The following is a 25,574-nucleotide window of genomic DNA, read 5'->3' on the forward strand; positions in this document are numbered from 1 at the left end:
ATTATGCCTGTAAAAGAAAAGTTAAGCGGGATAAGTCTTGAAGCCTTAATACCCGCTAAAACAAAATTAACGCGCAAAATAATCATTAAGGATGACTCTCTAAGGTCATCTCAATTCGTAATTCCCCAAAACAGAAAATCAATTTCATCATTTACCGGCAGAACAAAAGAGCTTGATTACCTGCGAATGCAGTATTCCAAAACACTTCAGCAAATTAAAAATAAAGTCAGTGAAGAAGAAAAAGCATTTAAGCCTATAATAACAGGAATAAAGGGTGAACCGGGTATTGGAAAATCCAGGTTAATGCAGGAGTTTTTAAACCGAACAGTAAAGCTTTCTGCCGGTAAAATAAATAATGTTGTTTCGGGCAAAAATTTAAAGACTTCACAAAACTCTCTTGGGCCATTTGCAGAAATAATACCTGAATTTAATCAACAAAAATTCTTGCCGTGTGAAAATGGAAATTACAGAGAAGCAGCCAATTTTATAAAAGTAAAGCTGTTCAAAAAAGCAGAATTTTTAAACTCAAAGGGTTTACCCCTTGTACTGGCTATTGAAGATATGCAGTGGGCTGATGAAAATACTCTTTACATACTTGACCACTTATTAAAAGCAATAAACCTTTACGGGGAAGGAGAACAGCCACTAATATTTTTAATGCTGAATTACAGGAACAGCTTTAAGCCTACAAAGGTAATGTGGCAGGAAAGCGAATATCATGAACTTATGCTCGAAGCATTAGATGAAAAAAATACTTTTAATCTAATAAATAACCTTACGGGCAGCACTAAGCTGAATACAAAAATTAGAGAGTTAATTGCGGTTCGCGCTGACGGCAACCCATTTAATATTGAAGAATGGTGCAGTCTGGTAACAGCCAATAAAAAACTTAACAGGGTACCGCAGACAGTACGGCATTTGCTTGTGGAAAAAATCAGCGGGCTTACACCAGGGGAAAGATCAATTTTAATAGCAGCGTGCATTTCGGGCAGAAAATTTGATATCAGGTTTGTAAACGAAGTGTTAAAAAGGGCAGGGAAAGCGGAGGCTGAATCAGACGACATAAAAAACCTTGAAGAAAAAAGATACATAATAAATTTAACCGGCAGTACATATGAATTCCGGCACGATATATTACACGAAACCTTATACATGCAGCTTGAGGCAGGGCTTAGAAGAGAATTACACAAAATTGCTGGCGAAGTAACGGAAGAGCTTTATAAAAGCAAGCTGAGCGATCATTTTTATGAGCTTGCGCGCCATTACAATAATGCAAAGAATAAAACTAAAACAATAGAGTATCTTGAAAAGGCGGGAGATAAGGCGAAAGATAACTATGAACACGAAAGAGCATTAAGGTTTTACAACAGGCTGCTGCCGCTGCTTGAAAAAGTCCCAAGGATTAGGGTTATCTTAAAGATCTGTGATGCACTTAAACATTTAGGCAGATATACTTCTGCATTAGAGTTTTTAAGGAATATAAAGAAGAGTATTCTTGATAAAAAGAAATACTTCACAATAGAAATGTTAAAATGTGAATGTATGAACCTTGCAAACAATAGATATGAAGCTATATCCTCATACAAGAAATTGAAGAAGAAATTAGAAAAAGATAAACAAATAGAATTACTTTGTGAAGTAAACGGATATATCGGAAAAATTTACCTAGGTCTTTCTAATTTTAACTCTGCAAATCACTATTTCAACCTGCAACTTAAAGACTCTATAAAACATCAGAACATTTCCACAAAAGCACAAGCTCTAGAAAGCATTGGGATATTGAAAAGATTTAGAGGAAATTACACTTCTGCATTAATTCATTATGTTGAATGTAAAAGAATATATAATTCTTTGGCAGATGTAAAAAAAATAGCGTTTTTAAATGACAGAATAGGAACGATTCACTACTATACTGGGAATTTTGATGCAGCTTTCAAACACTATTACAATGCAATCCAAATGTTTAAAGAAGTTGGCTCTTATGAAGGACAAATTAATACACTAGGCAATATAGCAGTATTATATACTACATTAGGACAATATTCGCAAGCAAAAGCGATTTTAAAAAAAAGTATAACTTACTGCCAAAAAACAGTCAATGAATCTTTGCTTGCAAACACACTTTTTTCACTTGGGATCATAAATCTTAAGACAAATGAATTAGAGGCAGCTCTTTCACAATTTAAGAAGAGCATGAAAGTCTTTAAAATTATAAATAATGTGCGGGGTCAATCACTTGTTTTTTCAAACATGGGGTTAGTATATCAAGCAATGGGTAAACATAATGAGGCTCTGATTTGTTTCGAAAATCAAATCAGAATAGATAATAAACTTTTTAACAAAGAGGGCTGTATGAGAGGAGCCATAAACATGGCTAATAGTTTGAACATTAAGAATCAAAAAATCCAATCAATAAAATACTATAAGAAAGGGATTAGAATTGGTAGGCTTCTTGGATATCTCCAAAACTTATCAATAGCATTATTCAATTTGGCTGATGTCTATTTTGATATTGAAAAATATAATCTATCTCTTAGAGTAAATCATGAATCATACATCATAAACAAGCAACTTAGCCAACACAAAGAAATTATTAGAAATAACTTGTTATTCAATAAAATCAATCTATATGCTTACTTAAACAGAATACCTTCGAACACCGTACTTTCAAAAATAAAATTGAAAAAACTACAAAGTTATTACTCGGCTATAAGAAATATGCTTGACTACAATATTGAAGATGAATTGCGGGGATTTATTTATTTTGAACTTTCAAAGATCAGTTTAGTAATAAGCAGACACAATATAGGCGTACATTTTACGGATTATTCCATTCTTGCAAAAAAATATTTAAAAAAATCAGTTTCATTGTCATTTAATAAAAGCTTTGAAATTTACGAACTGAAAAACAAAAAAAAGGATTGAAATGAAAACACACTTTAAGCATTTAACTTCTCTTTTCTCTATTATTCTTTTAAGTATACTTATAATATACGGATGTAGTGGAAAAAAAGTCACCAGAAATACAGTTGACCAAAATTCATACGGTTCAACTACATATTTAGAAATTGTAAATGAACTATCCAACAGTGATACACTAATATTACAGGTTTTTGATAACGTACAAAGAAACTTAAGAAGTGACTCTGAGTATTTTGAACCTCGATCCGATCGCCAAAGGCATAATTACGGAAGCGTGTTCGACTCCCTAGTTGATATATATTATGGTAGTATAAGTGATGAGAATAAATTTGGTAGTGAAATTATAAAATCGAATAGCACTTATCGAATTTTTTGGTATCCATCCAGTAGAGATTCAATAATTGATTCCATTATTAATAATCTAAAAAACAACAAGGACATTCAATATCCAAATAAGATCATAGCTTATGAAATGAATGAAGGAAAAGGAATTGAATAAAAAACATCATGAATTTAAACATTTAATCAAATCCAAGTTCTTTATGTTATTTCCCCACAACCCTCCACCTTCTATATATCTCCGGGTGGTGCTTTTTGTAGTGGGATTGATTAGTTTTGATGTGCGATAGAATCTCTGCAGAAAAATTTATATGTTCGGTGCCGTAACCAAGTGCAGCGGATTTTATCATATTTTCAAGCTTCATTAAAAGCCATATGTTATCGGTATTTTCATCAATTTTCTTTAAGCCCGCTTTGCGGGCTTTTTCTTTCATTGGTAAAAGATCATAAACCGCAGACATGTAAACATTATTATAGTATTCAATATCTTTCTTCCCTGAGCCGGCAATTTTAATTTTAAGCAGCCTTTTATGCGCAGATTCGCTTTTTACTTTTCCCGCTTTCCTGTAAATATCTATCAATTCATCCCTTTGAACTTCTGCTAAGTTGTTTTCCTTCAGCAGCAGGAAAATTTCAGCAAGCTTTACAAAATCAGAAAGCACCATCCGGAAGTTTGCAGCTTTTAATACTTCACCCATTGAAGCCGCATCAAACAATTCCTGATCTGTAAATGATCTTCCGGGGTTTACTTTAATATAATTCCATAACGCTGTTACTCTGGAATTTTTATTAAAAAATGGACTTTTAACCAATTCATCAAATCTTTTACCATCCCTTATTACCAGGGATAGTACTTCGGTAAACCTTTTATTTTTCATAAGCCTAAAAATAATTCAAAATTGAACTGAAACCCGATTTGCAAATATAACTAAAATATTGTATTTATTTGCATATATCAGCATAATACCTGAGAATTTTGATTTGCAAATTATATATTTTCTTATTGGAATGGCTATTGAGGCAGATTAACTTTGTGGCGTATTCAATTTTCTCCTGCCGGCAGTTTGAGGAAATCTGAAACGGAGTTTGCATGCGGAGTTTTCCATATCCCGTGCAAATCACCGCGCAGGCGGGGCAGAAGCCCCGGCGTAAATTTCCATAAACCATTTTTACATAGGAGAAAAATACTATGAAAAAGTTATCAGCCAAAGCTGTACTGTTTGGTTTGCTGTTTGCCGCAGTTGCAGGTATATTTTCAGCGGCAGCGCTTTCAGCACCGGCAGAGCCGGTTGAAAGGATAAGCTGGATGATGCCTGACTCTACAGGTGATACAACAGACGGCGGAATCCGCAACCCGGGATACGGCCACTAAAAAAATACAGGTACTTTTTTTAAGGGTGCAATCAAAAAGGTATACTTGTAAAAAAGCGGGGCATTAAAAGCCCCGCTTTATTTATATTATTTATAAACCCGGTAAGGCTCAATCACTTACTTTTAACTCGGCAAGCTTATCCTTCAGCCAATTCCTTGCGTACACAGATCTTGTTTCGGCGGTAAATTCTTCCTTCAGCTTTTCGAGCTCAAAGCCGCCGCCCGAGCCTGTTTTTATCTTAAGCATCTTTGCAGCATAATGAAGAAAACGCTTTGAGTTATTCCTGTTATACTCAGGCAAATCTTTATTATGCTTAAGGTATTTTAATGTTGAGCCAATTAACAGCTCTGCTTCATCAAAATTCGATGCATCGTACTCCATACAAAAAAGGAACAGCTTTGAATCCAGGTAATGAATAAAATCCCGGTAATCAACTTTGGCAAGATTAATTCTGGCAGCTTTAAGATCACCTTTAAAGCTGTTTACTTTCGCAAATTCCAGGTTCACAATATTTTTCCTATCCGGGTCATCAACAGTATCAGCATACTTCTTTACAAAATATTCAGCCCAGTTTATATCATTCAGGTGCAGGGCGGTATCGGTGACCTGTTTAAAAGTGTAGAGGTGAATTTTATTTTTGCCTGAATCATACAAGAGTCCTTTGGAATCAAGCAACTTATAAAGTCCAAGCAGCGGCTTTCTGAAAAAATGGTCACCATCTGAAATTCTTATTGTAAGATAGTTATAAAGATCACTGTAATAATCTATTAGCTGCGCCCGGTCAAGATCTTTTGCTGCTGCTTCAAGGTATTCCCTGTACTCAATTACAAGCTCAACATCAGAATGCTCAAGCATTTTGAGCATCAGGTATTTTAAATAAATATCCGGGAAGCTCTTTTTTATCCTGCTCTCATTTTTCTGTATGAACCCGATAATTTCCGCAAGCATTGATGTATCATATTTTTTGGAGCTGTTAAGCTTTTCTTTTGAATACATAAGCTGGAATAAATACAGTTTCCTGCCAATGTAATAAGCGTCAAGGTGTTCGCTTTCGGCTTCGAGGGCAGGTGAGAACTTATGGAAATCAGGGGCTTCTTCCAGCAGGTTCAGCTCTTCAAATATTTCAGCGGATATTTTATTTTTATTTTCAGATGAGGGAATTTTTTTAAGATCCTTAAGAATATTATCAAGGGTATGCCGCGCCTTTACCGCGAATCCTTTTTGCCTGTAAGCTTTGGCAAGCTTTAATTCTGTTTCATGCGTGTTAGTGTTGATGCTGCTATATACCAAATATCCTTCAAGGGCACGGTTGAAATCACTGTACAGCTTCCGCAGGGCGGTATCATCAGAGCTGTTTTTCAGTATTCCCAAAGCAAGCTGCCGCCGGGAAACTTTGCCGGCCATTATTTCATCCTTATGTTTTAAAATATTTTCATAAAGCTGCACCAGTCTTTTGGGAATGCGGAAAAATGGAGAGAGGAGGTAATCTCTGAATTCTTCCAGCTCCTTATGGCTGAGCAATGAAAATATAAACGAAATATCGGTTTTTTGCATTTCGCCGGGCCGGTTAAATGAAATTTTCAGGTAAATTTTTCCAAAAATATGCTATTTTTAAGGAACAAACAAATATAAACCTGAGTGGAACAATATAAATATCATAATCTTATTAAAACAAACCGAATTTTGTTTCTTTTGTAAATTACTGCATTAAAGTTATTTTTGTATAATAAAAAACTATAAATATACGGAGGCAATATGTTCAAAATAAAATTTATATCAGGGCTGGTAATTACTGTTCTGCTTGTAACAAGCTGTTCTATGGTTGATAAGCTGAAGGAAAAAATAAGCTCAAAAGATAAAGAAAGCGGCAAAGAAGAAACCAAAAAAGAAGAGACCAAAGAAGTTACATCGACTGCGGATCTTGAATTTTACAATAAGTATATAGAGGTATCCAATAAAGTACAGGATGCCGGTGAAAAGCTTTATAAGGATTATATGAGCGATATCCCCGAGCCTAAATCAATAAGCAAGGGTTCATTTATAATGTCAGTTTCGTTCAAGCTTTCCGCTGATAACCTTGAGCGCGTTTATAAGGAATACCAGCGTTCTTTATTTGACGGCGGAGCTCTTTCAAAGCTTAACGCCTCGGCTGAAATGAAAAATGAAATAGAAGGAAATTTTAAGGATGTGCTCAAAAGCATGGAAGATTATTACAATACTTCGGTGAAGGTCGCAAATTATTACAGCAAAAGCGAGTATAAAAACGACCTATCAAAAGCCGAAGGCTATGATGAAGAAATGAAGGCTGTTTACGGAAAATACAAAGCTGCATTCGATAAATTTTCGGCTTCAGTAAAAAAATTCAAGCCTCAGCGTAAAGTAAGGGATATTGAATCAATTAGTAATCCGGATGAAAAGTCAGTTGCAATACTTATGAACTCGTATGAAAACACACTAGATATGGCAGAAGCATTTTATGACGCGTTTAACGGACTTGAATATAACGGCGATATCACGAAGTCAAAGGATAAGTTCAGGGAATTTGAGAACTCATTTAAAGATGATAAAAATATGGTATTAAATGCGGAGTTTTCAGAAAAAACCAAATATATGAAATACAGCTACGAGGATTATTTTGTAAAAATGACCAATATGTTCCTTGATGCCGGGACCAAGTTTTACGATAAAGCGCCATCAGCAAAAGATGAACGCGAGTTCAACAGGCTGTATGATGATGTTGTGAACAATTACAATTACATGATAACGGCCTATAATACAAATATCAATATTGTAAATAGTTTCAGGGTGTATTAAGAGGGCATAGAGAAAAAAATTAGCTCCCCTTCTAAGGCAGGAGGGGAGCTTATAAAATTCCCGGTTACACTACTCACCCAATTTACCTATGGGAACATAAAACCAATTCCCCCGCTGCCAAATATATCCGGAGCGCGCTCAGATATTCCGAAACCTCCCTGCATTACGGTTAAAACGTTCCGTGAAAAACGATATGTCAATCCGGCGCCGATACGATGGTCAGGCCTGTAGTGAGGCTGAAAAAAACTGAAGGCTTCGGCGAATGCTCCAAGCTTTTTGCTGATGTTTGCATTCATTGAAACAGAATAGCTGCCGTATTTTTTAGTGTAGAATTCATAAACATTCCACCCGTAACCGGCATTTGCGCCAATACTGAAATTTTTCGAAATGTTCTTCTGAAGCATCAGCCTGAAAACAGGGGAAACATAATCCATATGAAAATAAAAATTTCCTGCAGGAATAAACACATCCGCTTTTACGGCTGTGGAAGGAATTAACCTGTTTTCTTCCAGCAGTTTTACTTTTAATCCCGCTTCAATGGGTCCGCCGGAATAAACACCATTTCTGCGTTCAGTGTAAAACCATGAGTCACTCGACAATGTGCCGTAAAAATCCTGTATGAACACAAAACCAAGCCTGAGCTCAACATTTTTAATTATACCCAGCCTGAAAGCAAGCGAGGGATTATTTATCCGTAAACTATAATAGGTTGCCGTGTATTGGTCAGGGGTGCCCTGAAGCTGGGTATAAGTATTTTCTGAGTACCAGCAGCTTCCGCCCACTTCTGCCTGCAGTTTCCACTCGGGTACAATATCTGTTGATAAGGTTACTTTGGAATGATCAACCGAAATAACGGAATCATTTTGTGAATATATATTTGAGACCAGAATTAATAGAAGAAGGATTGTTGTTTTCATGATAAGATTTGTTTTGAATGATAAAACAAAAATGGGATATTTTGAGGAATTATAAAATGATGATAATCATAACAATGTATGACAAATGCGATTAACAACATTCGACTTCTGCGGAGCCGTTTTGATTTAATACTAGTGAAAGTGATCAGAACGGTAAATTGTAATGAAACAAGAGAAAGGCGGTTGGATTGAGTGTTATTCAGGAATCCAGGTTCCGTCCCAAGTGGAAACTTGGGACGGAGAATGAAAGCTATTTTTGCCTTTTCACTTTTGCTTATTTACTTTTCAAACTACTTAGGCAGCCTTACTGATACGCCGCCGCCGATGAAGTAATCGGGTGAACGTTCTGATATGCCAAAACCGAAAGCGGCATCCACCTGTACATTTTTCAGGATTAGGTACGTAAGCCCTGCATCGAAGCGGTGGTCAGGCGAAGTTTTCTGCGGCATGAAGCCATAGAGCTCAACAAAGCCTGAAAGCTTGTTCACAAGGCTTGCGCCGAGCGCTATTGTATAAAGTCCCGTTGCGCCCGGAGCCCCTGCGCCAAACTCGCCGCCGATGTTGTATGAAAGCGAGAACCGTTTGGTGAGATTATTTGTCATAGCAAAACGGAATTCAGTGCCGATATAATCAGACTGAAAAGCGCTGTTATCTTTAAAAGGGATTGTAATGCTCAGCAGCAGTGCGGTTTCAGGCATTGAGCCTTTTTCACTGAAGAGCTTTATTTTTGTTCCGGCCATTATGGGACCCATACCGTTTTCACTTGTAGAAGTTCCGCTGATTGTGGTTTTGCTGTTAATTACTTCTATTCCTCCGCGCAGCTCAACATTTTTGGCAATTCCGTATCTTAACAGAACAGAAGGCGCAGAAAGCGAGTTGGTCTTGAAATCCTTAACAGGCTCATCATTTTCAGATGTAACCCCGGCTTCAATCTGGAAATAACCTTTATCCATAAGATAAGGTGATTCACTTTGATCGGGCCTGTCAGTAGATATATCGCCTGACTGTGAAAATGAATTCTGAGAAATAAAAATTGCGCAGAAAAGTAATATTACAAATAAATTCTTCATTTTAATAAGCTAAATTAATTGAGATTATTTATAGCCCACGGATTTATCCGTGGGAAAGATTAAATACAGACATCCTAAACCGTTTTAACGGTTTAGAATTACTGAAAGAACGGGAATGGTATTGTAACCATCCTGATAAGCGAAAGCACAAGTATAACAACTCCAAGGATAACATATGACTTCTGCATTGTTGAGTGTGTTTTAAGCGAAGCCAGACCAAGGAAGAACAATACAACCGTAAAGAGCACAGTACATAAAGTAAAATCATCACCGTATTTGTTGGCTGAATTGCCTTTGGTCAGAAGTACCTTTGCCGAATCATTATGTTTTTCAGATTCATCAAGCCTTGCCATGATACTATCAAGATAGGCAGCCTGTTCCTTATCATATTCACTTACATCCTTCGGGTCATCAGCAAGATCCTTTTGCAGGCCGGGGCTCAGCTTGGTGAAAAAATAAGCTGCATCTTCAACATCGCCTTTTTCTGTGTTTTCCTTCCACTCTGAATAAATAATATCATCTTTCATATCATTCACTTCAAAGGAATTCAGGTCACTTAAGGCTTCAAGATAAATTGTATTGCCGTGGTTGGTAATTGTAACTGACTGAGTGTAGCTTGACTGCATTTCGCCGCCCCATAACGCTGAGCAATATGCCGCAAATGCTCCAAGTATGGTTGTAAGGCCCAGCAAAACCGTAATGACCACTTCAAGCTTAGTTGCTTTCTCTGGTTCTGTTTTTTCCCCGGGTTGGTTTGTGTTACCTTCTGCCATGGTAGTTTTCTCCTGTTTTAATATTCAATCAGCAAATATAATATTATTTTTCTGATTTTTATTGTATTTCCCGGGTTTTTTGATGATTTATTTTCTCGGTATTTCAGAACCGTGCGGATCTTTTTCGGGGTAACCAAGCTCTTCATCAAGCTCATCCACCATATCTTCAGTAAGTACATGCTCAACTTTTTCTGCTTCGGGGTGAATATGTTCTATATCAACTACGTTCTTGCTGGTAATATATGTTTCCCAAAGCCTGTGTGTTCTTACCAGGCGCAGAGCGTATTTCACGCCTGCATCTGTCAGTATATATGACCCGTTAGTTTTGCTCATCAGCCCTTTTCCTGTCAAAGTTCTGATAACTGACTCAACCCTGCTGTTTGATATACCAAGCTCATTTGCGATTTTATCCACAAGCTCAGTTTTGCCCGCTTCATCCTTAAAGCGGTATGAAAGCTTTATCACATCTTCTATAAGCACCATCTTTGAAGCAGACCTTCTGCGGAAAAATTTGGTAACAACACCTTCTTTGGGTGAAAACAAAAATGCCAGAAGAAATAACACAACGGCAACCAGCACAATGGATGCGCCTGATGCGAAGTTAAAGTGGTATGAAAGATACAATCCCGTAATAGCTGATATTGTGCCGAACGTTGCCGAGAGCATCAGAATTTTCTTCAGGTCATTGGATAGCAGGTAGGCTGTTGCAGGGGGAGTAATAAGCATTGCAATAATTAGTATCACGCCAACTGACTGCAGTCCCGCCACAATTGACATAGAAAGCAGCGTCATAAGCATATAATGCACCAATGTTGTTGAGATCCCGATTGTCAATGCCATGGTCGGATCGAACGAAGTAAGCAGAAGCTGCTTGTAGAACAGTACGATACACAATATAATTACAAACATAATAATCATCGAAAGCGTGATATCACCTGTTGATACGCCAAGCACATCGCCGAAGAGGTATGAAGAAAGATCGATATGCACCTGCTTAAGCTGTGAGACAAGCAAAATACCAAGCGCGAAGGCGCCGGTAAAGATTATACCTATGGATGTATCTTCTTTTATCTTTGAATTTCGGTTCACAAACCCGATAAGCAGCACTGTTAAAATACCCGATACAACGGCGCCGATAAAAAGCGCAACCTCGCTTTTGCCGGCAACCATGAAGCTTACAACTACACCCGGTAAAACCGCATGTGCTAAAGCATCGCCTATGAGCGACATTCTTCGCAGCATAATATATGTGCCAATCAGCCCACAGCTTATACCAATGGTTACTGATGCGATGAGTGCACGCTGAATGAATTCATAATTTAGCGGGTCCAGAAGGTATTTAGTCAGAAAATCCATTTATTTTTATTGAAAAATTATCGTATTTGTTGAAAAGTTAATTGGTTAATTGGTTAAATAGTTAAATGGTTAAATGGTTAATCCGATTATTTGGGTATCAATAAATTTATTTTGTGTTATTCCCGTTTTTCTTATTGCTTAAATATCTTATGTAACCGTTTATCAGTTTTATACACAGATGACTTTGATTGTATAAGTCAGTAAATAATTTTTTATCAATATATTCTTCATCAATACATACGTAAAGATCGTCAATACATTCATAAATTGAACCCCTGCTTTGTCTTAAATATTGTATGTTTTCCTGGTAGTGAAACCTGCCATAACCTTCCGAAATATTATTTGTAATTGAGCGGCATGCTCTTGTTAACTGATCTACCAATCTAAATCTTTCGTCAGGCGGCAGTCTTTTAGCCAAGTTCCGAAATTCGATTCTTAACTTTCGGCATTCTTTCCAGACCTCCAGGTCTTCCATTTGTGGAAATTTTGAATCCATTCTGCTGTTGTTAAAATTTTTCTAAAATTATTTCACAATTACATGATTTTTTCATCCAAAAAACTGATTAACTGATTAACTAATTAACCGATTAACGAATCAAACAATAAACCAATTAACCGATCAACCACTCAACCACTCAACCACTAACGAGCTCCTCTGTTTTTTGCAGCATTGTAAGCCTGCCGCCGTAGGTTTTATTGACCAGTTCTGGAGTAAAAACCTTTTCTGAGTCGCCGTAAGCAATTAAGGTCTGGTTTATCATTATGAGCTTATCGAAATAATCTTTAACCATGCTTAAGTCATGATGCACAACAAGCAGGGTTTTGCCCATATCTTTCAGCTCCTTCATTAATTTGAAGATCGCCCTTTCGGTTTTTGCATCAACGCCAACAAAAGGTTCATCAAGAAAATAAATATCGCTTTCCTGCGCCAGCGCGCGTGCCAAAAACACTCTTTGCTGCTGCCCGCCTGAGAGCTGCCTTATCTGCCGATTGGCGTATTTATCCATTTCAACTTTTTCGAGTACCTGCTCAACAATTTTTTTATCACCCGCTTTCGGAAAGCCGACAACAGGCAGGTGCGCATAGCGTCCCATCATAACCACATCTTCAACGTTGATGGGGAAGTCCCAGTCAAACTGCTCACGCTGCGGAATATATGATATTCGCTTACGGGATCTGTCAATTTCTTCTCCAAATATCTTTATATCACCCGTATCAAACGGCAATAAGCCAAGCATTCCTTTCAGCAGGGTTGATTTACCAGCGCCGTTAGGACCGATAATACCAATCACGCTTCCCGGCTCGATATTCAGGTTAACACCTTTTATCGCGGGCTTTTTGTGGTATGATATTGTTAAATTCTTTACAGTTATTACGTACATAAGATCATTTAAAAAATTATTTAAGCGCGTTCACTATAGTGTTAACATTATGTGTAACTGCGCCAATGTAAGTTCCTTCAAAGGTGCCTTCGTCACCAACGGAATCAGAATACAAAGTACCTCCGACTTTCGCGCCGGTTTCACGGGAAATTTCTTCAAGTAATTTTGGGTTAACACTTGTTTCAATGAATACCGAGCTTAGTTTTCGTTCCTTTATGAGGTCAATTAGCTTTTTTACATCTTCGGTCTGCGCCTTTGCTTCGGTAGATATTCCCTGCAGTCCGCGCACTTCGAGTCCGTACGCCTTGCCGAAATAGCGGAACGCATCGTGTGATGTTATCAGCACCCGTTTTTCAGCGGGTATCTTCTGAATCTCGGTCTTTATCCAGCTATCAAGTGAATCAAGCTTTTTTGAATAGCTTTCAAGATTGGCTTTATAATACTCCTCGTAGGCTTTATCTTTTTCTATGAACGCTTTTGCTATGTTTGAGGCGTATGTTTTTACGTATTGAACGTTGAACCATGCATGCGGATCCGGGTCGCCGAAGCCTTTTTCATCTGTCATAGGCGTTAAGCCGTTAGAAACGGTTACAACCGTTTTATTGCCGCCGGCGTTATGCACCATTTCCTCTATCCAGTGCTCAAGCGCGAACCCGTTGATAAAAACGAGGTCGCTTTCTGAAACCAGGCGGGGATCGTTGGGCTTGGGTTTGTATGTATGGGGATCGAGTCCAACGCCGCAAATGCTTTTGGCATCGACTTTATCACCGCCGATATTTTTAACTATATCGTTTATTATAGTGATCGATGATACGGCGGAAAGCTTTCCGCTTTTGGTTTTGTTATCGTTATTACCGCAGCCGAATAAAATGATTGCTGCGGCAATGATTGTAAATAAGTATAGTATTCTATTCATAATTTATATTAAAAAGTAACCTTTCAATAGCTAAGTTGAATTATGCTTTGATGCAAACACACCCCCCGGCTAAAGCCGTACCCCTCTCCAGAGGGGAATCAATAGTAATGTTTGACATTTGACATTTGACATTTGATATTTCACGTTTCACGTTTCACCACCCTTCGACAAGCTCAGGGTGAGGAATTAATGTAATGTTGTATTGCCCGTCTACTGCCGTGCATAATGAAGACGCAGTTCTCCGGGTAACAAGCGTTTAGTTTGTTACACACCCCGTCCGCCTTCGGCGTCCACCCTCCCGCCTTTGGCGGGACAAGCTTCTCCAGAGGGGAATAAAATTTACGTTTCACCACCCTTCGACAAGCTCAGGGTGAGGAGTTTTTTTAACTTTTGCCGTTCTAATCATCCTGCCACAAAGATCTGTTCTGCCATGATCTTGCTCAAAAGATTTTTCTTTCCTTCTGCTATTATTACCACTGAACCGTCGAACTCAATTTTTTCACTGAGTATAATTTTTGAATTCAGCTTTATACCTATCTTGGTTAAGTACTGCAGAATTTCTATTGACGAATCCTTTACCTTTGCGATTGTATATTCTCTGCCGGGCTCTGTATTGAGCAGAAGCTTATAATGAGTCGGCGCTATGTTCAGCTCTTTATCCGGGATAGGATCACCATGCGGATCGAACTTAGGATAGCCCAGGTATTCTTCAAGCTTGTTAATGAACATATCGCTGCATACATGCTCAAGCGCTTCGGCTTCTTCGTGTACCTGGTCCCATTCATACTGCAGGTGTTCCTGCAAAAATACTTCGAGCAGGCGGTGTTTGCGGATCAGGTTCAGCGAAATTTTTCTGCCGTTACCGGTAAGCTCAAAGCCGTGATATGGTTTGTTATCGATAAGGCCTTCTTTGGAAAGCTTGTTCACCATTTCGCTGACAGATGCCGGCGAGATTGAAAGGGCTGATGCGAGAATGCCGGTATTAACCTTTCCGCCTTCTTCTGAAATGTGGTAAATATTCTTTAAATAATCCTCTTTTGAGCGTGTAGTCATGCGTAATTTAAAAATTAGGTTTACATTATTACAAATTTAGGCATACCTAAACTTAAAGTCAAGGATGTTTTTAAACTCATACGATGAGTAACTTCTTTTACCTATTGTTGGTCTTGTGACCAACAACATTATGAATTAAATTGCTTTAAATATTAAACAAATTTAGAATATGAAAACAATTGCTTCGGTTATTTTTCTGTTCATAATAATTTTTAATTCAGGTTCGCAAACATTAAACATTAAGCCGTATTCAATGGGTGAAGCTGACTCAAATAACAAATACCATCTCTCGGCTGATTACCCGAAAATTGATTTCGGTCCCGATGCCCTGATGGGCGTTAGAGGCATTGCAGATGATATCAACGGACAAATACTGAAAATGATTGACGGGCAGTTTAAGCCTTTTAAAGAGCAGGCACTTCAGGATACTATGAGCAGCTGCCCGCAGACAGAAAGTACACTTGAAATAAAATATACTACAATATATAAAAATAACGGGTACCTTTGTTTTTTATTTGAGACCTTTTCAAATCCACGCTGTGCTGCACACCCTATGACCTACCAGACATCGTTCAACTACAGCTATACAGGCAAAGGATTGCTGACCATTGGCGACCTGTTCGCGCCGGGCTCCGGCTGGCTGGAGTATATTTCTGATTACTGTATAAAGGAACTGAACGCCAAAGCAAAAAAAGACGGCCTTGAAAACAATGAAGAGAGCATTAAAGAAGGCGCGGGGCCGAAGGAAGATAATTTTTATACTTTCACGGTTGACGATCACTCACTGAACATTATCTTTAATCTGTACAGAGTGGGTCCGTATGTTTGGGGCTTTCAGACTGTAAGCATACCATGGAAGGGATTGGTAAAAAAGCTTGACCCTGCGGGTCCGCTGGGATTTATGTTGAAGTAAAATGTTGTGATATATAACTCCCCTCCTTTGATAAGGAGGGGAAGGCCCGCTTCAGTGGGACAGCTTGTCCCGCCAGAGGCGGGAGGGTGGTATCAGCATATTTCAATTTACAAAATCAAAAACAAACCCCCATCTATAATAAATTCAACCATTGAGTTCTGAGAATAATTATCATTTTATTCAAATCTATAAATATACTCCCTCCTTCGAGAATGAAGGGGGGACGATTTACAAAAAAGGGCTCCAGTGTCCCTTTTACTTATATATCTAATGATCTTCCTTCCCAAACCAGAGTTCGGGAAGGAGATAATGCTTATCATCTTATCACTAATATATTAAAACCCTTCGTGTAAATTCATTACTCATTTCGCAGATTAAAGACACTTCCAAAAATTTAGGTCAGGATACCCGCCTGCGCGGGTATGACAAAGCAGAACTCAAAAAGGTTCATGACCTGTTTCAACGCCGCGGTCTATATACATCTGCTTAAGAACGGGCATCTGCGCTTTCATCGTAAATGCGAAGATAAATCCGGAAGCTACTGTTAAAGCTCCTATAATTATTATAGTGATTTCCATACCCAGATATTTAGCCAGGTAGCCCAAAGCCATAATTACCAGCGCCATTACGCCCCAGTTGAATGATGTGTTAACGCCAAGCACCCTGCCGCGCTTGGGTTCTTCGGTAAGCATTTGCAGCACCGTGTTATTTATACCCATTGCTGCTATGAATGCAAAATCAACGCCCATTGCGAAAATGAATGTAGTTACAATGTTTCGTGATAAGGCAATTCCTGTTATGCTGATACCTGAAATAAACGCGCAGATTATGAGGAAACGCAGAATGTTCTTTGTAGATTTTCTTCTGCTCATGTAAAGGCCGGATGCGAGTCCCCCGATAGCGCCCGCCAAATAAAGCACTCCGAGTGTTTTTGAGCCGCCCTTGAGAAAATCAGAATCAATTATAGGAAGCTGGAACGTAACAAAACCGAAAACTATACTTATCATTGTTGATATCAATACAACAGCAAGCAGCGGGCGATAATGGAACACATATTTTATTCCCGTAACAAACTGAACTTTTACTGAATCACTTTCCGGGTTGGGCTGCTGTTTTGGTTTTTTGAGAAGTATAATTGAAACCAGCGCTACCAGGTTAGCCAATAGCGCAGTGGCAAATGTACCAACCGCGGCGAAAGCCGCAAAGAGCAAACTGAAGGTTGATGATGCAGCAACCTGTCCGATCTTAGCGTTTGATGCAGCAGCACCCATAACTCTTGGGAACTCCTGCTTATCGGTAACGATATCTTTAACTAGCCCGATCATGCTTGGATAGTTTAGCGCAAACACGCTGCCGAGCGAGAATCCCATAAGCAAAATTAAAGGGAATGAAAGCAGATCTGTAACAACAAGTATGATCGATATAACCGTTACAAGCGTTAAGCCGATATTGCATTTTATCACATTGCTCTTTCTGTCATACCTATCGGCAAGCACGCCGCCGTAAATACTGAAAAGCAGGAAAGGGAGGTTTTGCGCAAAACCTATGGTGCCTAAAGCGGCAGGTGAGCCTGTTAGCTTGAATGTTATCCATGAAAGGGAAAAGAATGAAAGATAAACGCTGATAAATACGTTTATATCGGTCAAAAAATATTTTATGATATTTTTCTTTGTGTCAGATGTCATTTTATATTTACGGATTGTGAAAGGGCAATATAGCGGTTTTTAGTTTTTGATTCTATAAATAATTTGAAATAGCCTCGGTGGCATAGATATTCCTCTCTGTGTATAAAAATGAGATTTTCATATATTCATCACTATTTTCAAATCACAGATTAAGGGTATTTGCTTAAATTTGGGTCTGGATACCCGCCTGCGCGGGTATGACAACACCAGAATAAAACAGCACAAGGGGCTCTCGTCCCCTTGTGCATAAATATTTCATAATCTTCCTTCCCAAACTGGAGTTTGGGAAGGAGATGCGGAACACAAAATCTACTTCAGCTGTGATACTATCTCATCGCTCATAGGCTTAACCGCGCTGGAGTAATACTTCACTAAATTACCCTCTTCATCAAGCAGGTATTTATTAAAATTCCATTTAGGCTGCTGGTCATTCCACCCGTTAAGATCCTTGCTTGTAAGCCATTTATAGATAGGGGCCATATCATCGCCTGCAACGGAAATTTTTTCGAACATAGGGAATGTTACGCTGTATTTGGTCTTACAGAATTCCTTAATCTCTTCATTGCTTCCCGGCTCCTGGCCGCCGAAATTATTCGCGGGGAAACCAAGGATGATCAGCTTATCTTTATAAGACTGGTAAAGCTTTTCAAGGTCTTCGTACTGCGGAGTGTAGCCGCACTCAGATGCGGTGTTCACTATCAGCACTTTTTTACCTTTAAGACCGGAATAATCATATTCCGTACCGTCAATTGATCTTACTTTCGCATTCGGGTTTGATTCGAGAAACTGGTAGAATGTGGATTTATCAGACATGTTAATATTCTCAGGTTTTGATTTTACCTGTTTGCATCCGAAAAAGCTCAACAAGGCATACAGGATAGACATTGTAATTATAATTTTAGATTTCATTTTTTAACTCATTTCAGCATATGTTTGATATTCAACCGAAACGGGATTCTCTATAAGGAACAGTCTTCCCCCGGCAGCGGTTTCAAATGTGAATTCATTTTCATCTTTAATAACAGCAAAATCATTTGCCTTCATTTGGCCTGTGCCTGTTGTTATATCACCTTCAATAAGGTAAAGCGAGCTGATCTTACCCGGATTCAGTCCCAGCTTATGGCTGCCGGCTTTAAAATTTATTTCAACGGCGCTAACACCGGGTGTTTCCATTTTCAAAGGCGAGCCTTCACCGATATACTGCCTGAGCTCAAACCCGTTGTTTACAGTAACAGGGAAATCCTTCTGCTCATGATCATCATAAGAAGCAGGCACCTGCATAGCTTTGCGAATATCAGGATCGAACCACACCTGGAAGACGTGCGAGCCGGCGTTGAGCTTTTCTGAATGGCTGATGCCGCTGCCTGCGCGGATTATCTGCGCACCGCCTTCGGCAATGGGTATCCATTTCATGTTATGTGAATCATAATGCTCAATGGTACCCTTAATTATAAATGTGATGATCTCAAATGCCTTATGCGGATGCTCGCCTATAGTTGAGCCCTTTTCGCTCCATGCATGCGCCCAGTAGAATAAATTGGAATAAGGCAATAAGTATGCGGGGTTATGTGTCATAACCACGGGGCGGTTCTCAAGAATTTCGCCATTGTTAAATCCGCCCGGAGCCTGAGACTCAAACGGGTAAATAATAATTGACATAATTTAATTGATTTTGGTAAAATTGATAATAATTGTATGAAATAAACAGGTATTTATAATATGACTAACGCATGTAAGCATTTTTTAATTCCTCGAAAGACTCTATATATATAGCTATTTTTGACCTTGATTTTCCTGATTCACTTGATTTTCTTGATTACCATAATCTATTCATAGATAACTTTTTAATTTTAAGTTATTAATTTTTAATTTTAAATCAGATTTACATTGAAATACGAAGAACTAACGGGAAAAATCATTGGCTGCGCCATGAAAGTACATACAGTATTGGGTAACGGGTTCCAGGAAATAATTTATCAGCGGGCACTGGCAATTGAAATGACTTTGGCGGGATTAAGTTTCGAAGCGGAAAAGGAAATGAAGATATACTACCGGGGACATCAAGTGGGTACCAGAAGATCAGACTTTTTTGTTGAAGAAAAAATTATGGTTGAGATCAAAGCCAAAAGTAATCTGGATGATGAAAACCTTAATCAGGCAATGAACTATTTGGAAGCATACAATATGGAAATAGGATTATTAATAAATTTCGGATCTAAAAGCCTGCAATTTAAAAGAGTACATAATAATAAAATGATCAATGATTGTACGAAAGCAAATCAAGGAAATCAGGGAAATCAAGGTTGAAGACACGAACCACCAAAAAAAATAAAGTAAACGTTATAACGCTCGGATGTTCGAAGAACATTTACGATTCCGAAGTGCTTATGGGACAATTGCGCGCCAATGATTTTACAGTCTCCCATGAAGATGATAACTCCGACGCGCCTGTTGTAATAATTAATACATGCGGATTCATAGATAACGCCAAGCAGGAATCAATTAATACAATTATTGAATGGGCGGACGCGAAAGAAAAAGGACTGGTCGAAAAAGTCTACGTTACGGGGTGTCTATCGGAGCGGTATAAACCCGAGCTTGCTAAGGAGATACCCAATATTGATGATTACTTCGGAACGCGTGACCTGCCGAGGCTGCTGAAAACACTTAATGCTGATTATAAACAGGAGCTCATAGGCGAACGCCTGCTTACGACTCCAATGCACTACGCCTATTTTAAGGTCTCAGAAGGCTGTGACAGGCCGTGTTCATTCTGCGCTATTCCATTGATGCGCGGCAAGCATGTATCAATTCCGATGGAGCGGCTTGTGCAGCAGGCAAAAGATCTTGCCAGGCAGGGCGTTAAGGAATTAATATTGATAGCACAGGACCTAACTTACTACGGTCTTGACCTATACAAAAAACGAAACCTGGCTGAACTTCTTGAAAAGCTGTGTTATGTTGAAGGTATTGAATGGATCAGGCTTCATTACGCATTTCCGCAGGGTTTCCCCATGGATGCCATAGATGTTATAGCGCGTGAGCCGAAAATCTGCAAATATCTTGATATGCCGCTTCAGCATATAAGTGATAACATGCTTAAAAGTATGCGGCGCGGTACAACCAAGCAGCGGACAATTGATCTTGTAAACGCTATCCGTGAAAAAATTCCCGGTATCGCTTTACGCACAACATTAATTGCAGGCTACCCCGGCGAAACTTTGGAAGATTTTGAAGAGATGAAGGAGTGGGTCATAAATACAAAGTTTGAAAGACTTGGTATTTTTACTTATTCACATGAAGAGAATACCCACGCTTATAAGCTTGATGACAATGTGCCGGCAAAAGAGAAGCAGCGACGCGCTAATGAAATAATGAAAGTGCAGAAGAAAATTTCGCTTGCGCATAACAGATCATTAATTGGCAAAACATTAAAAGTGCTTATTGACCGGAAGGAAGGTGACTACTTTATCGGGCGAACGGAGTATGATTCACCAGAAGTTGACAATGAAGTATATATAGCGGCAAACAGACCCCCCTTAGTCCCCCCTGGCAGGGGGGAGATATACCTTCGCACCGGCGATTTTGTTGATATAAAAATTATCAAAGCGAAGGAATATGATCTGGAAGGCGAAGTAGTCTGAATCACATGAACAAAGGGCTGCAGCTCTTTGTGTTTCAATTGATTATCGGGTAAACACCTGACACCACATTAAAAAAACCCCGGCACTTTTTCAGGCACCGGGGTTTTGGTTTTATTTCGGCTTGCAGCAATTTTAATTGCCGCTATGCTGCTTTTTTGCGTGATGAAAATTATCAGTCACTTACATCTTCAGAAAATAATGTGTTCATACTGTAGACTTCATATCCTGCAGCAGTATTTTTTTCTGTGTAATCCTTATACTGCCATATATCAGTTCTGAAGTCACGGATAGGAACATTTTCATTTCCTGCTACCGGCTTATAATAATTTACTCCGTGCGGCGGAACTATTGTATTGGTATGAACAGTAACTACAGGCGCCGGTTCAAGATAATTGATCACGTAGTCTTCATTATCTGAAGGCCTTACATAATTCCTGTAAACTACGAACGGCCTATCGCTTTTAACTTCTGCTACTGCCGGGTCAGCAGTGGGGTCAAACCATCTTGCGTGTACATTAGTGTATTTTGCGTACGGATCGTACGATTCAGACGGAAGCGCTGCATAATAAAATGACCCGTGATAAACGTAGCGTGATCCAACCGCTGTTTTACTTCTTTGATCAGAGCTGTGCATTATCCACACGTCACTGTACGGGGGATACCCGATAAGCGCTGTAGACTGTGCATAGCCATCTTTGCTGTTAATATTGCTGTTCAAAGAAGCAGCATCTGAACTTCTCTGCCAACCGTTACTTAGTGCATTAGCAGCCGAAATAAATAAAACCAACATTAGTGATACTGCGAGTTTGTTTAACATAGCTAACTTCTCCTTTCATATATAAAAATTGAACAAATGAAAAGATAGTTCTATTGATTACATCCCAAAAACAATAATTTAGGAAATTTTTTTAATAAAGGAATGATTTTCAAAAATTTATTTCGGGTTCAAAAACAATGACTTAGAGATTTTTATCCACTTATTACAGAACAAGGGGCTGGAGCCCCTTGTTGAAGAATGAAATTATTGATTGTTATTTTGTCATATCGGTAGTGGGAACGTCTTTGCCAACTTCTTCAAGTTTGAAACCGGAGATCCATGAATTCCCCGTGCCGTTTACAAGAAATCCATAAGCAATTCCAATAGCTTCCGGAGCAACATCAAGCACTATTTCATATTTGGTCCAGTCATTGGTACCGGCAATTGCCCGGTTAACCATGTTATCAAATGCCAGGGAAGTATTCTTATCTGTGCCATCGACTCTCATCCACATTCCCGCCCAGCCTGTAATGCTTTCATTTTTAATATTGCCGCTCAGCCTGATCCGTTTGCCGGAATACTGTTCGGGCATAATGTATGTCATGATCGTCCCGAAGCCATCTATTGGAGATTCTTTTGACTTCAGAAAATAAACAGCTCCCTCATTATATTTTTCATCAGCCTTGCCCCAGTCATATGATTCCGGCTTGCTTCCCGCTTTGAACCATCCATCAATTTTTTGTGAATATGCTGTTTGAGCAAACAGTGTAACAACAAACATCAAAGTAAGAATCCTGATCGTGGTTTTCATATTATTATTTATTTAATTGATGATATTTTTTTTATTTTCACTGGTCAGTCAGTTTTCTGCTTCAAAGCTTCGGACTCATAATAAAGAGCCCTTAGACATACTCATCTTTGGCGGGCAATAGGCTCAGGGGGACAAGTATGAGCAGTTTCACATCTGCAACCCCCCTTAGTCCCCCCTTAAAGGGGGGGATTTTACAGAACAGGCACACCGCACTATTTCACCAGAACCATTTTCTTTTCATCTGAAAAGCTGCCTGCGGTTAAACGGTAAAAATAAACGCCGCTTGCGTAATTTGAGGCATCAAATACTACAGAATAGATACCTTTTTTATAGTCAGCATTTACCAATTGGGCGACCTGTTCACCCAGCAGATTATAAATTTTTAAAGTTACCTTTGCATCTTCAGGCAGGCCGAAAGATATTTCGGTTTGCGGGTTGAAAGGATTGGGGAAATTCTGGAACAGCTCGTATTTTGTCGGTACTATTCCGCCAAATCCTTTGCCTGTATGTGTAAAGTGGTCTATCCACACCACGTCAGAATTTCTTCCGAACGCACCGGCATCTTTGATGTAATAATTTACTGCAAAGTAAATATTTTTTCCTGCATATGCCGAAAGGTCATACGCTTTTTTATGCCATGAGCCTACGGGTCCGTTTACCTTAAAATAATCAATCATAGTAAATGAAGAAAGGCTGTCATCAGTTGTTGAGATCCATATTTTCAATGAATCCTTGAATTGCCTGTCAATTGCGCCGCACCAGAAAGAAATTGAATCACCTTCATGTATATCATAGATGCGCGGAGAAATTATCCAGTCATCAATAACATTGAAACGGTTCATATTTATGAAGCTTAGCTTGAAGAAGTAGCTTCCGGCGTGCGGGCTCTGTACACCAAGCCCGAAAAATTCAACCGGTGAATAAAGCTCAATATCAGCGCCGCCTTTATCATTATTAACCAGCTTCCAGCCGCGAGTTTCAATATTTTTATCGGGAAAAGTTTCTTCCCACTTTATTCGCTGTGAATACACTGCAGAACAAAACAAAAAAGTATATAATAATACAAAAATATATTTTAACATGAGTATGACACCTTTAAAATTTTAATTACTTCCTTAAGAAATGATAAGCCATCGCCGATAGTTTTTATGCCGGATGGCGGATGTGAACTGCCATAGGCAAGGGAGTTGGCAACCCCTATGAAATCCTTCTGGAAACCTGTGAGCGGCTTATCAAGGAAGAAGTCCTTATCGCCCTGTGTATATTCCTGCCTTGGCGCGGTAACCGGCCAATCGCTCGGGTTCCTTGGAAACTCACGCGTTAAATATCCTTCAAGCGAAGGCGAAGTGAGGTCTCTCTGTGTCAAATGCCCAAGGTTCCATTTATTGGAAAGTGTTTTAATAACGGATGTATGAGTAAGCTGATCGCTTATCACCGTACCGCTGTTAATATATGCTGAAACAAGTATAGCGGGAACGCGGATACCAAGCCTTCTGAAATCAAAATCCATTTCATTGTTTGTGGTATTGCCCGGGGGCTGAACTCCCGCCGGCGGCTGAACGTGGTCATACGTTCCGCCCGCTTCATCAAAAGTTATTATGAATAATGTGTTCTGCCAGTTATTGCCAACTGAGCTTGAGGAGTTCTTAATAGCATTGTAAACTTTGTGAATAAGCTTTTCACCCGGTGTTACAGAAGAAGGAAATGTTGTAATGTTGCTGTTGCCAACAAGCGGAGCGGGCGGATGCTCATCGTTATGGAAGAACATCATTCTGGGCTCAATAAATGTATATTCAGGCAGCCTGCCGGAAGCGCAGTCATCATAGAATGCATCCATACTGCAGATATGGTCATGGGCATATGGCCTTAGCGCATTAAAATGAATAAGCAGGCTCATGGGGAAAAGATCAAGATGATCAAAATACAGCTTCCAGTTATAGCCCCTGCTTTGCAAGCGCTGAAAAATAGTTTCAGAGGTGTTAAGCTGCCACTTTGTGTAGCCATCGGGGCAGGAATTTGTAACATTACCGTTTGACTGCGCGCTGTTCAAAAATGAGCGGTTGCAGAAAGTCTGTGAAGGAACGGCGCAGTGCCAGTGATCGCAAACTGCAAATCCTTTTGCAAGCGTGCTTATAACGGGAACTACCTCTGGAGGGAAGCAGCTCATGATAATTCTGTATTCACTGTAAGTGGGCATTCTGCCCTGTGTGGCCTTAAAGTTGTTAATATAGTCCATTAAAAAACCGTTCATCGGGTAAACCTGCGGAATCGTATCGGGCACGTTCCACGGGCTGACCATATCGCATGCATCAACAAAACGGTTGCTGTCGGGAAGTATTGTTCCGAACATGGAAGCGTTCATATGAGGATACTCTTCGCCGGGGTCCGGGTTCGGGTTATTCATTATTGAATCCTTATGCACAGGCACGCTGCCCATAAAAGATGAATCAGCGTACGGCGGTATAGGATTTGAAAGGTTATGGTATGCCACGCCTTCGAACGGCTGGTTATTTGGCGGCGGGTTTTGCGGTGTATATAGATAGCCCAGCAGGTTATCAAATGACCGGTTTTCCATCATAAGCACAACAACGTGGCTGAACTTATCAAGTCCGCCGGCGATTTCTTTGAACCTGTAAATGGAAGGGAAGGCAGAGCCTATCGCTCCGATAGCCAGCGAGGAACCCGCAAGCTTCATAAATTGTCTTCTGTTGATCTTTGCCATTAAATATGTTTACGGTATTATAAATTGAATAAAAAAAATTATTTTTTTTGTTTCACCCTTCGACAAGCTCAGGGTGAGAATTCCCTTCGACAGGCTCAGGGTGAGAATTCCCTTCGACAACTGCAGGG

24 protein-coding genes are annotated in these 25,574 nt (G+C 39.3%); 7 read left to right on the forward strand and 17 right to left on the reverse strand.

What is annotated here, in order from left to right; all coding sequences use genetic code 11:
* Positions 1–3 precede the first annotated feature (3 nt).
* Positions 4–2,925: a tetratricopeptide repeat protein gene (locus tag J0M37_03050; GenBank protein MBN8584044.1), complete on the forward strand. Its 2,922-nt coding sequence runs from the start codon at positions 4–6 to the stop codon at positions 2,923–2,925.
* 1 nt (position 2,926) lies between these two features.
* The gene (locus tag J0M37_03055; protein ID MBN8584045.1) at positions 2,927–3,421 is read left to right on the forward strand and encodes a hypothetical protein; all 495 of its coding nucleotides are present in this window, start codon (positions 2,927–2,929) and stop codon (positions 3,419–3,421) included.
* 46 nt (positions 3,422–3,467) lie between these two features.
* Here J0M37_03055 and J0M37_03060 read toward each other — a convergent pair whose 3' ends face one another.
* Entirely contained in the window at positions 3,468–4,139 is a 672-nt protein-coding gene (locus J0M37_03060; protein ID MBN8584046.1) for a hypothetical protein, read from the reverse strand.
* A 311-nt stretch (positions 4,140–4,450) separates the two neighbouring features.
* Between J0M37_03060 and J0M37_03065 the strand changes: the two genes are divergently transcribed.
* On the forward strand, positions 4,451–4,633 hold the full coding sequence (locus tag J0M37_03065) for a hypothetical protein (protein ID MBN8584047.1): 183 nt from the start codon (positions 4,451–4,453) through the stop codon (positions 4,631–4,633).
* Between the two features lie 108 nt (positions 4,634–4,741).
* On the opposite strand, the gene J0M37_03070 is transcribed toward J0M37_03065, so the two are convergent.
* A complete protein-coding gene (locus tag J0M37_03070; protein ID MBN8584048.1) occupies positions 4,742–6,187 on the reverse strand; it encodes a hypothetical protein in 1,446 nt (481 codons plus the stop codon).
* 201 nt (positions 6,188–6,388) lie between these two features.
* Here J0M37_03070 and J0M37_03075 point away from each other — a divergent pair, with 201 nt between their 5' ends.
* Positions 6,389–7,447: a DUF3829 domain-containing protein gene (locus J0M37_03075; GenBank protein MBN8584049.1), complete on the forward strand. Its 1,059-nt coding sequence runs from the start codon at positions 6,389–6,391 to the stop codon at positions 7,445–7,447.
* Positions 7,448–7,533: 86 nt separating this feature from the next.
* Here the strand turns inward: J0M37_03075 and J0M37_03080 are convergent, their stop codons facing one another.
* The 8 genes from J0M37_03080 to J0M37_03115 all read right to left on the reverse strand — a co-directional run bounded on the left by J0M37_03080 (position 7,534) and on the right by J0M37_03115 (position 14,914).
* Positions 7,534–8,364 (reverse strand): transporter, encoded by an 831-nt coding sequence (locus tag J0M37_03080; GenBank protein ID MBN8584050.1) that lies wholly within the window; start codon positions 8,362–8,364, stop codon positions 7,534–7,536.
* Between the two features lie 290 nt (positions 8,365–8,654).
* Positions 8,655–9,434, reverse strand: coding sequence for a transporter (locus J0M37_03085; GenBank protein MBN8584051.1), 780 nt, complete (start codon positions 9,432–9,434; stop codon positions 8,655–8,657).
* Between the two features lie 98 nt (positions 9,435–9,532).
* Entirely contained in the window at positions 9,533–10,207 is a 675-nt protein-coding gene (locus J0M37_03090) for a hypothetical protein (protein ID MBN8584052.1), read from the reverse strand.
* An 87-nt stretch (positions 10,208–10,294) separates the two neighbouring features.
* Positions 10,295–11,563, reverse strand: a complete 1,269-nt coding sequence (locus tag J0M37_03095) for a metal ABC transporter permease (GenBank protein MBN8584053.1) — start codon at positions 11,561–11,563, stop codon at positions 10,295–10,297.
* Between the two features lie 106 nt (positions 11,564–11,669).
* Complete coding sequence (locus J0M37_03100) at positions 11,670–12,038, reverse strand: four helix bundle protein (protein MBN8584054.1); 369 nt, start codon at positions 12,036–12,038, stop codon at positions 11,670–11,672.
* A 160-nt stretch (positions 12,039–12,198) separates the two neighbouring features.
* Positions 12,199–12,945, reverse strand: coding sequence for a metal ABC transporter ATP-binding protein (locus J0M37_03105; protein MBN8584055.1), 747 nt, complete (start codon positions 12,943–12,945; stop codon positions 12,199–12,201).
* Positions 12,946–12,961: 16 nt separating this feature from the next.
* Positions 12,962–13,861, reverse strand: coding sequence for a zinc ABC transporter substrate-binding protein (locus J0M37_03110; protein ID MBN8584056.1), 900 nt, complete (start codon positions 13,859–13,861; stop codon positions 12,962–12,964).
* 402 nt (positions 13,862–14,263) lie between these two features.
* Positions 14,264–14,914, reverse strand: coding sequence for a metal-dependent transcriptional regulator (locus J0M37_03115; GenBank protein ID MBN8584057.1), 651 nt, complete (start codon positions 14,912–14,914; stop codon positions 14,264–14,266).
* 169 nt (positions 14,915–15,083) lie between these two features.
* Between J0M37_03115 and J0M37_03120 the strand changes: the two genes are divergently transcribed.
* Entirely contained in the window at positions 15,084–15,827 is a 744-nt protein-coding gene (locus J0M37_03120; GenBank protein MBN8584058.1) for a DUF3298 domain-containing protein, read from the forward strand.
* Positions 15,828–16,264: 437 nt separating this feature from the next.
* On the opposite strand, the gene J0M37_03125 is transcribed toward J0M37_03120, so the two are convergent.
* The 3 genes from J0M37_03125 to J0M37_03135 form a co-directional block, all read right to left on the reverse strand.
* Positions 16,265–17,512 (reverse strand): MFS transporter, encoded by a 1,248-nt coding sequence (locus J0M37_03125; GenBank protein MBN8584059.1) that lies wholly within the window; start codon positions 17,510–17,512, stop codon positions 16,265–16,267.
* Positions 17,513–17,821: 309 nt separating this feature from the next.
* Positions 17,822–18,421 (reverse strand): glutathione peroxidase, encoded by a 600-nt coding sequence (locus J0M37_03130; protein ID MBN8584060.1) that lies wholly within the window; start codon positions 18,419–18,421, stop codon positions 17,822–17,824.
* A gap of 3 nt (positions 18,422–18,424) precedes the next feature.
* Positions 18,425–19,171: a pirin family protein gene (locus tag J0M37_03135; GenBank protein ID MBN8584061.1), complete on the reverse strand. Its 747-nt coding sequence runs from the start codon at positions 19,169–19,171 to the stop codon at positions 18,425–18,427.
* A 228-nt stretch (positions 19,172–19,399) separates the two neighbouring features.
* On the opposite strand from J0M37_03135, the gene J0M37_03140 reads away from it, so the two are divergent.
* Together J0M37_03140 and rimO are read left to right on the forward strand one after the other, a co-directional pair.
* Positions 19,400–19,819 (forward strand): GxxExxY protein, encoded by a 420-nt coding sequence (locus J0M37_03140; GenBank protein MBN8584062.1) that lies wholly within the window; start codon positions 19,400–19,402, stop codon positions 19,817–19,819.
* Positions 19,816–21,156 (forward strand): 30S ribosomal protein S12 methylthiotransferase RimO, encoded by a 1,341-nt coding sequence (gene rimO, locus J0M37_03145; GenBank protein ID MBN8584063.1) that lies wholly within the window; start codon positions 19,816–19,818, stop codon positions 21,154–21,156. The genes J0M37_03140 and rimO overlap by 4 nt, the downstream gene beginning before the upstream one ends.
* A gap of 172 nt (positions 21,157–21,328) precedes the next feature.
* Here the strand turns inward: rimO and J0M37_03150 are convergent, their stop codons facing one another.
* The 4 genes from J0M37_03150 to J0M37_03165 all read right to left on the reverse strand — a co-directional run bounded on the left by J0M37_03150 (position 21,329) and on the right by J0M37_03165 (position 25,446).
* A complete protein-coding gene (locus J0M37_03150; protein ID MBN8584064.1) occupies positions 21,329–21,973 on the reverse strand; it encodes a hypothetical protein in 645 nt (214 codons plus the stop codon).
* A gap of 214 nt (positions 21,974–22,187) precedes the next feature.
* Positions 22,188–22,724, reverse strand: coding sequence for a hypothetical protein (locus tag J0M37_03155; protein MBN8584065.1), 537 nt, complete (start codon positions 22,722–22,724; stop codon positions 22,188–22,190).
* 212 nt (positions 22,725–22,936) lie between these two features.
* Entirely contained in the window at positions 22,937–23,806 is an 870-nt protein-coding gene (locus J0M37_03160; protein MBN8584066.1) for a T9SS type A sorting domain-containing protein, read from the reverse strand.
* The gene (locus J0M37_03165; protein ID MBN8584067.1) at positions 23,800–25,446 is read right to left on the reverse strand and encodes a hypothetical protein; all 1,647 of its coding nucleotides are present in this window, start codon (positions 25,444–25,446) and stop codon (positions 23,800–23,802) included. The genes J0M37_03160 and J0M37_03165 overlap by 7 nt, the downstream gene beginning before the upstream one ends.
* Positions 25,447–25,574: the final 128 nt, after the last annotated feature.

Source organism: Ignavibacteria bacterium (assembly GCA_017303675.1).
GTDB lineage: Bacteria > Bacteroidota > Ignavibacteria > Tepidaquicellales > OLB5 > OLB5.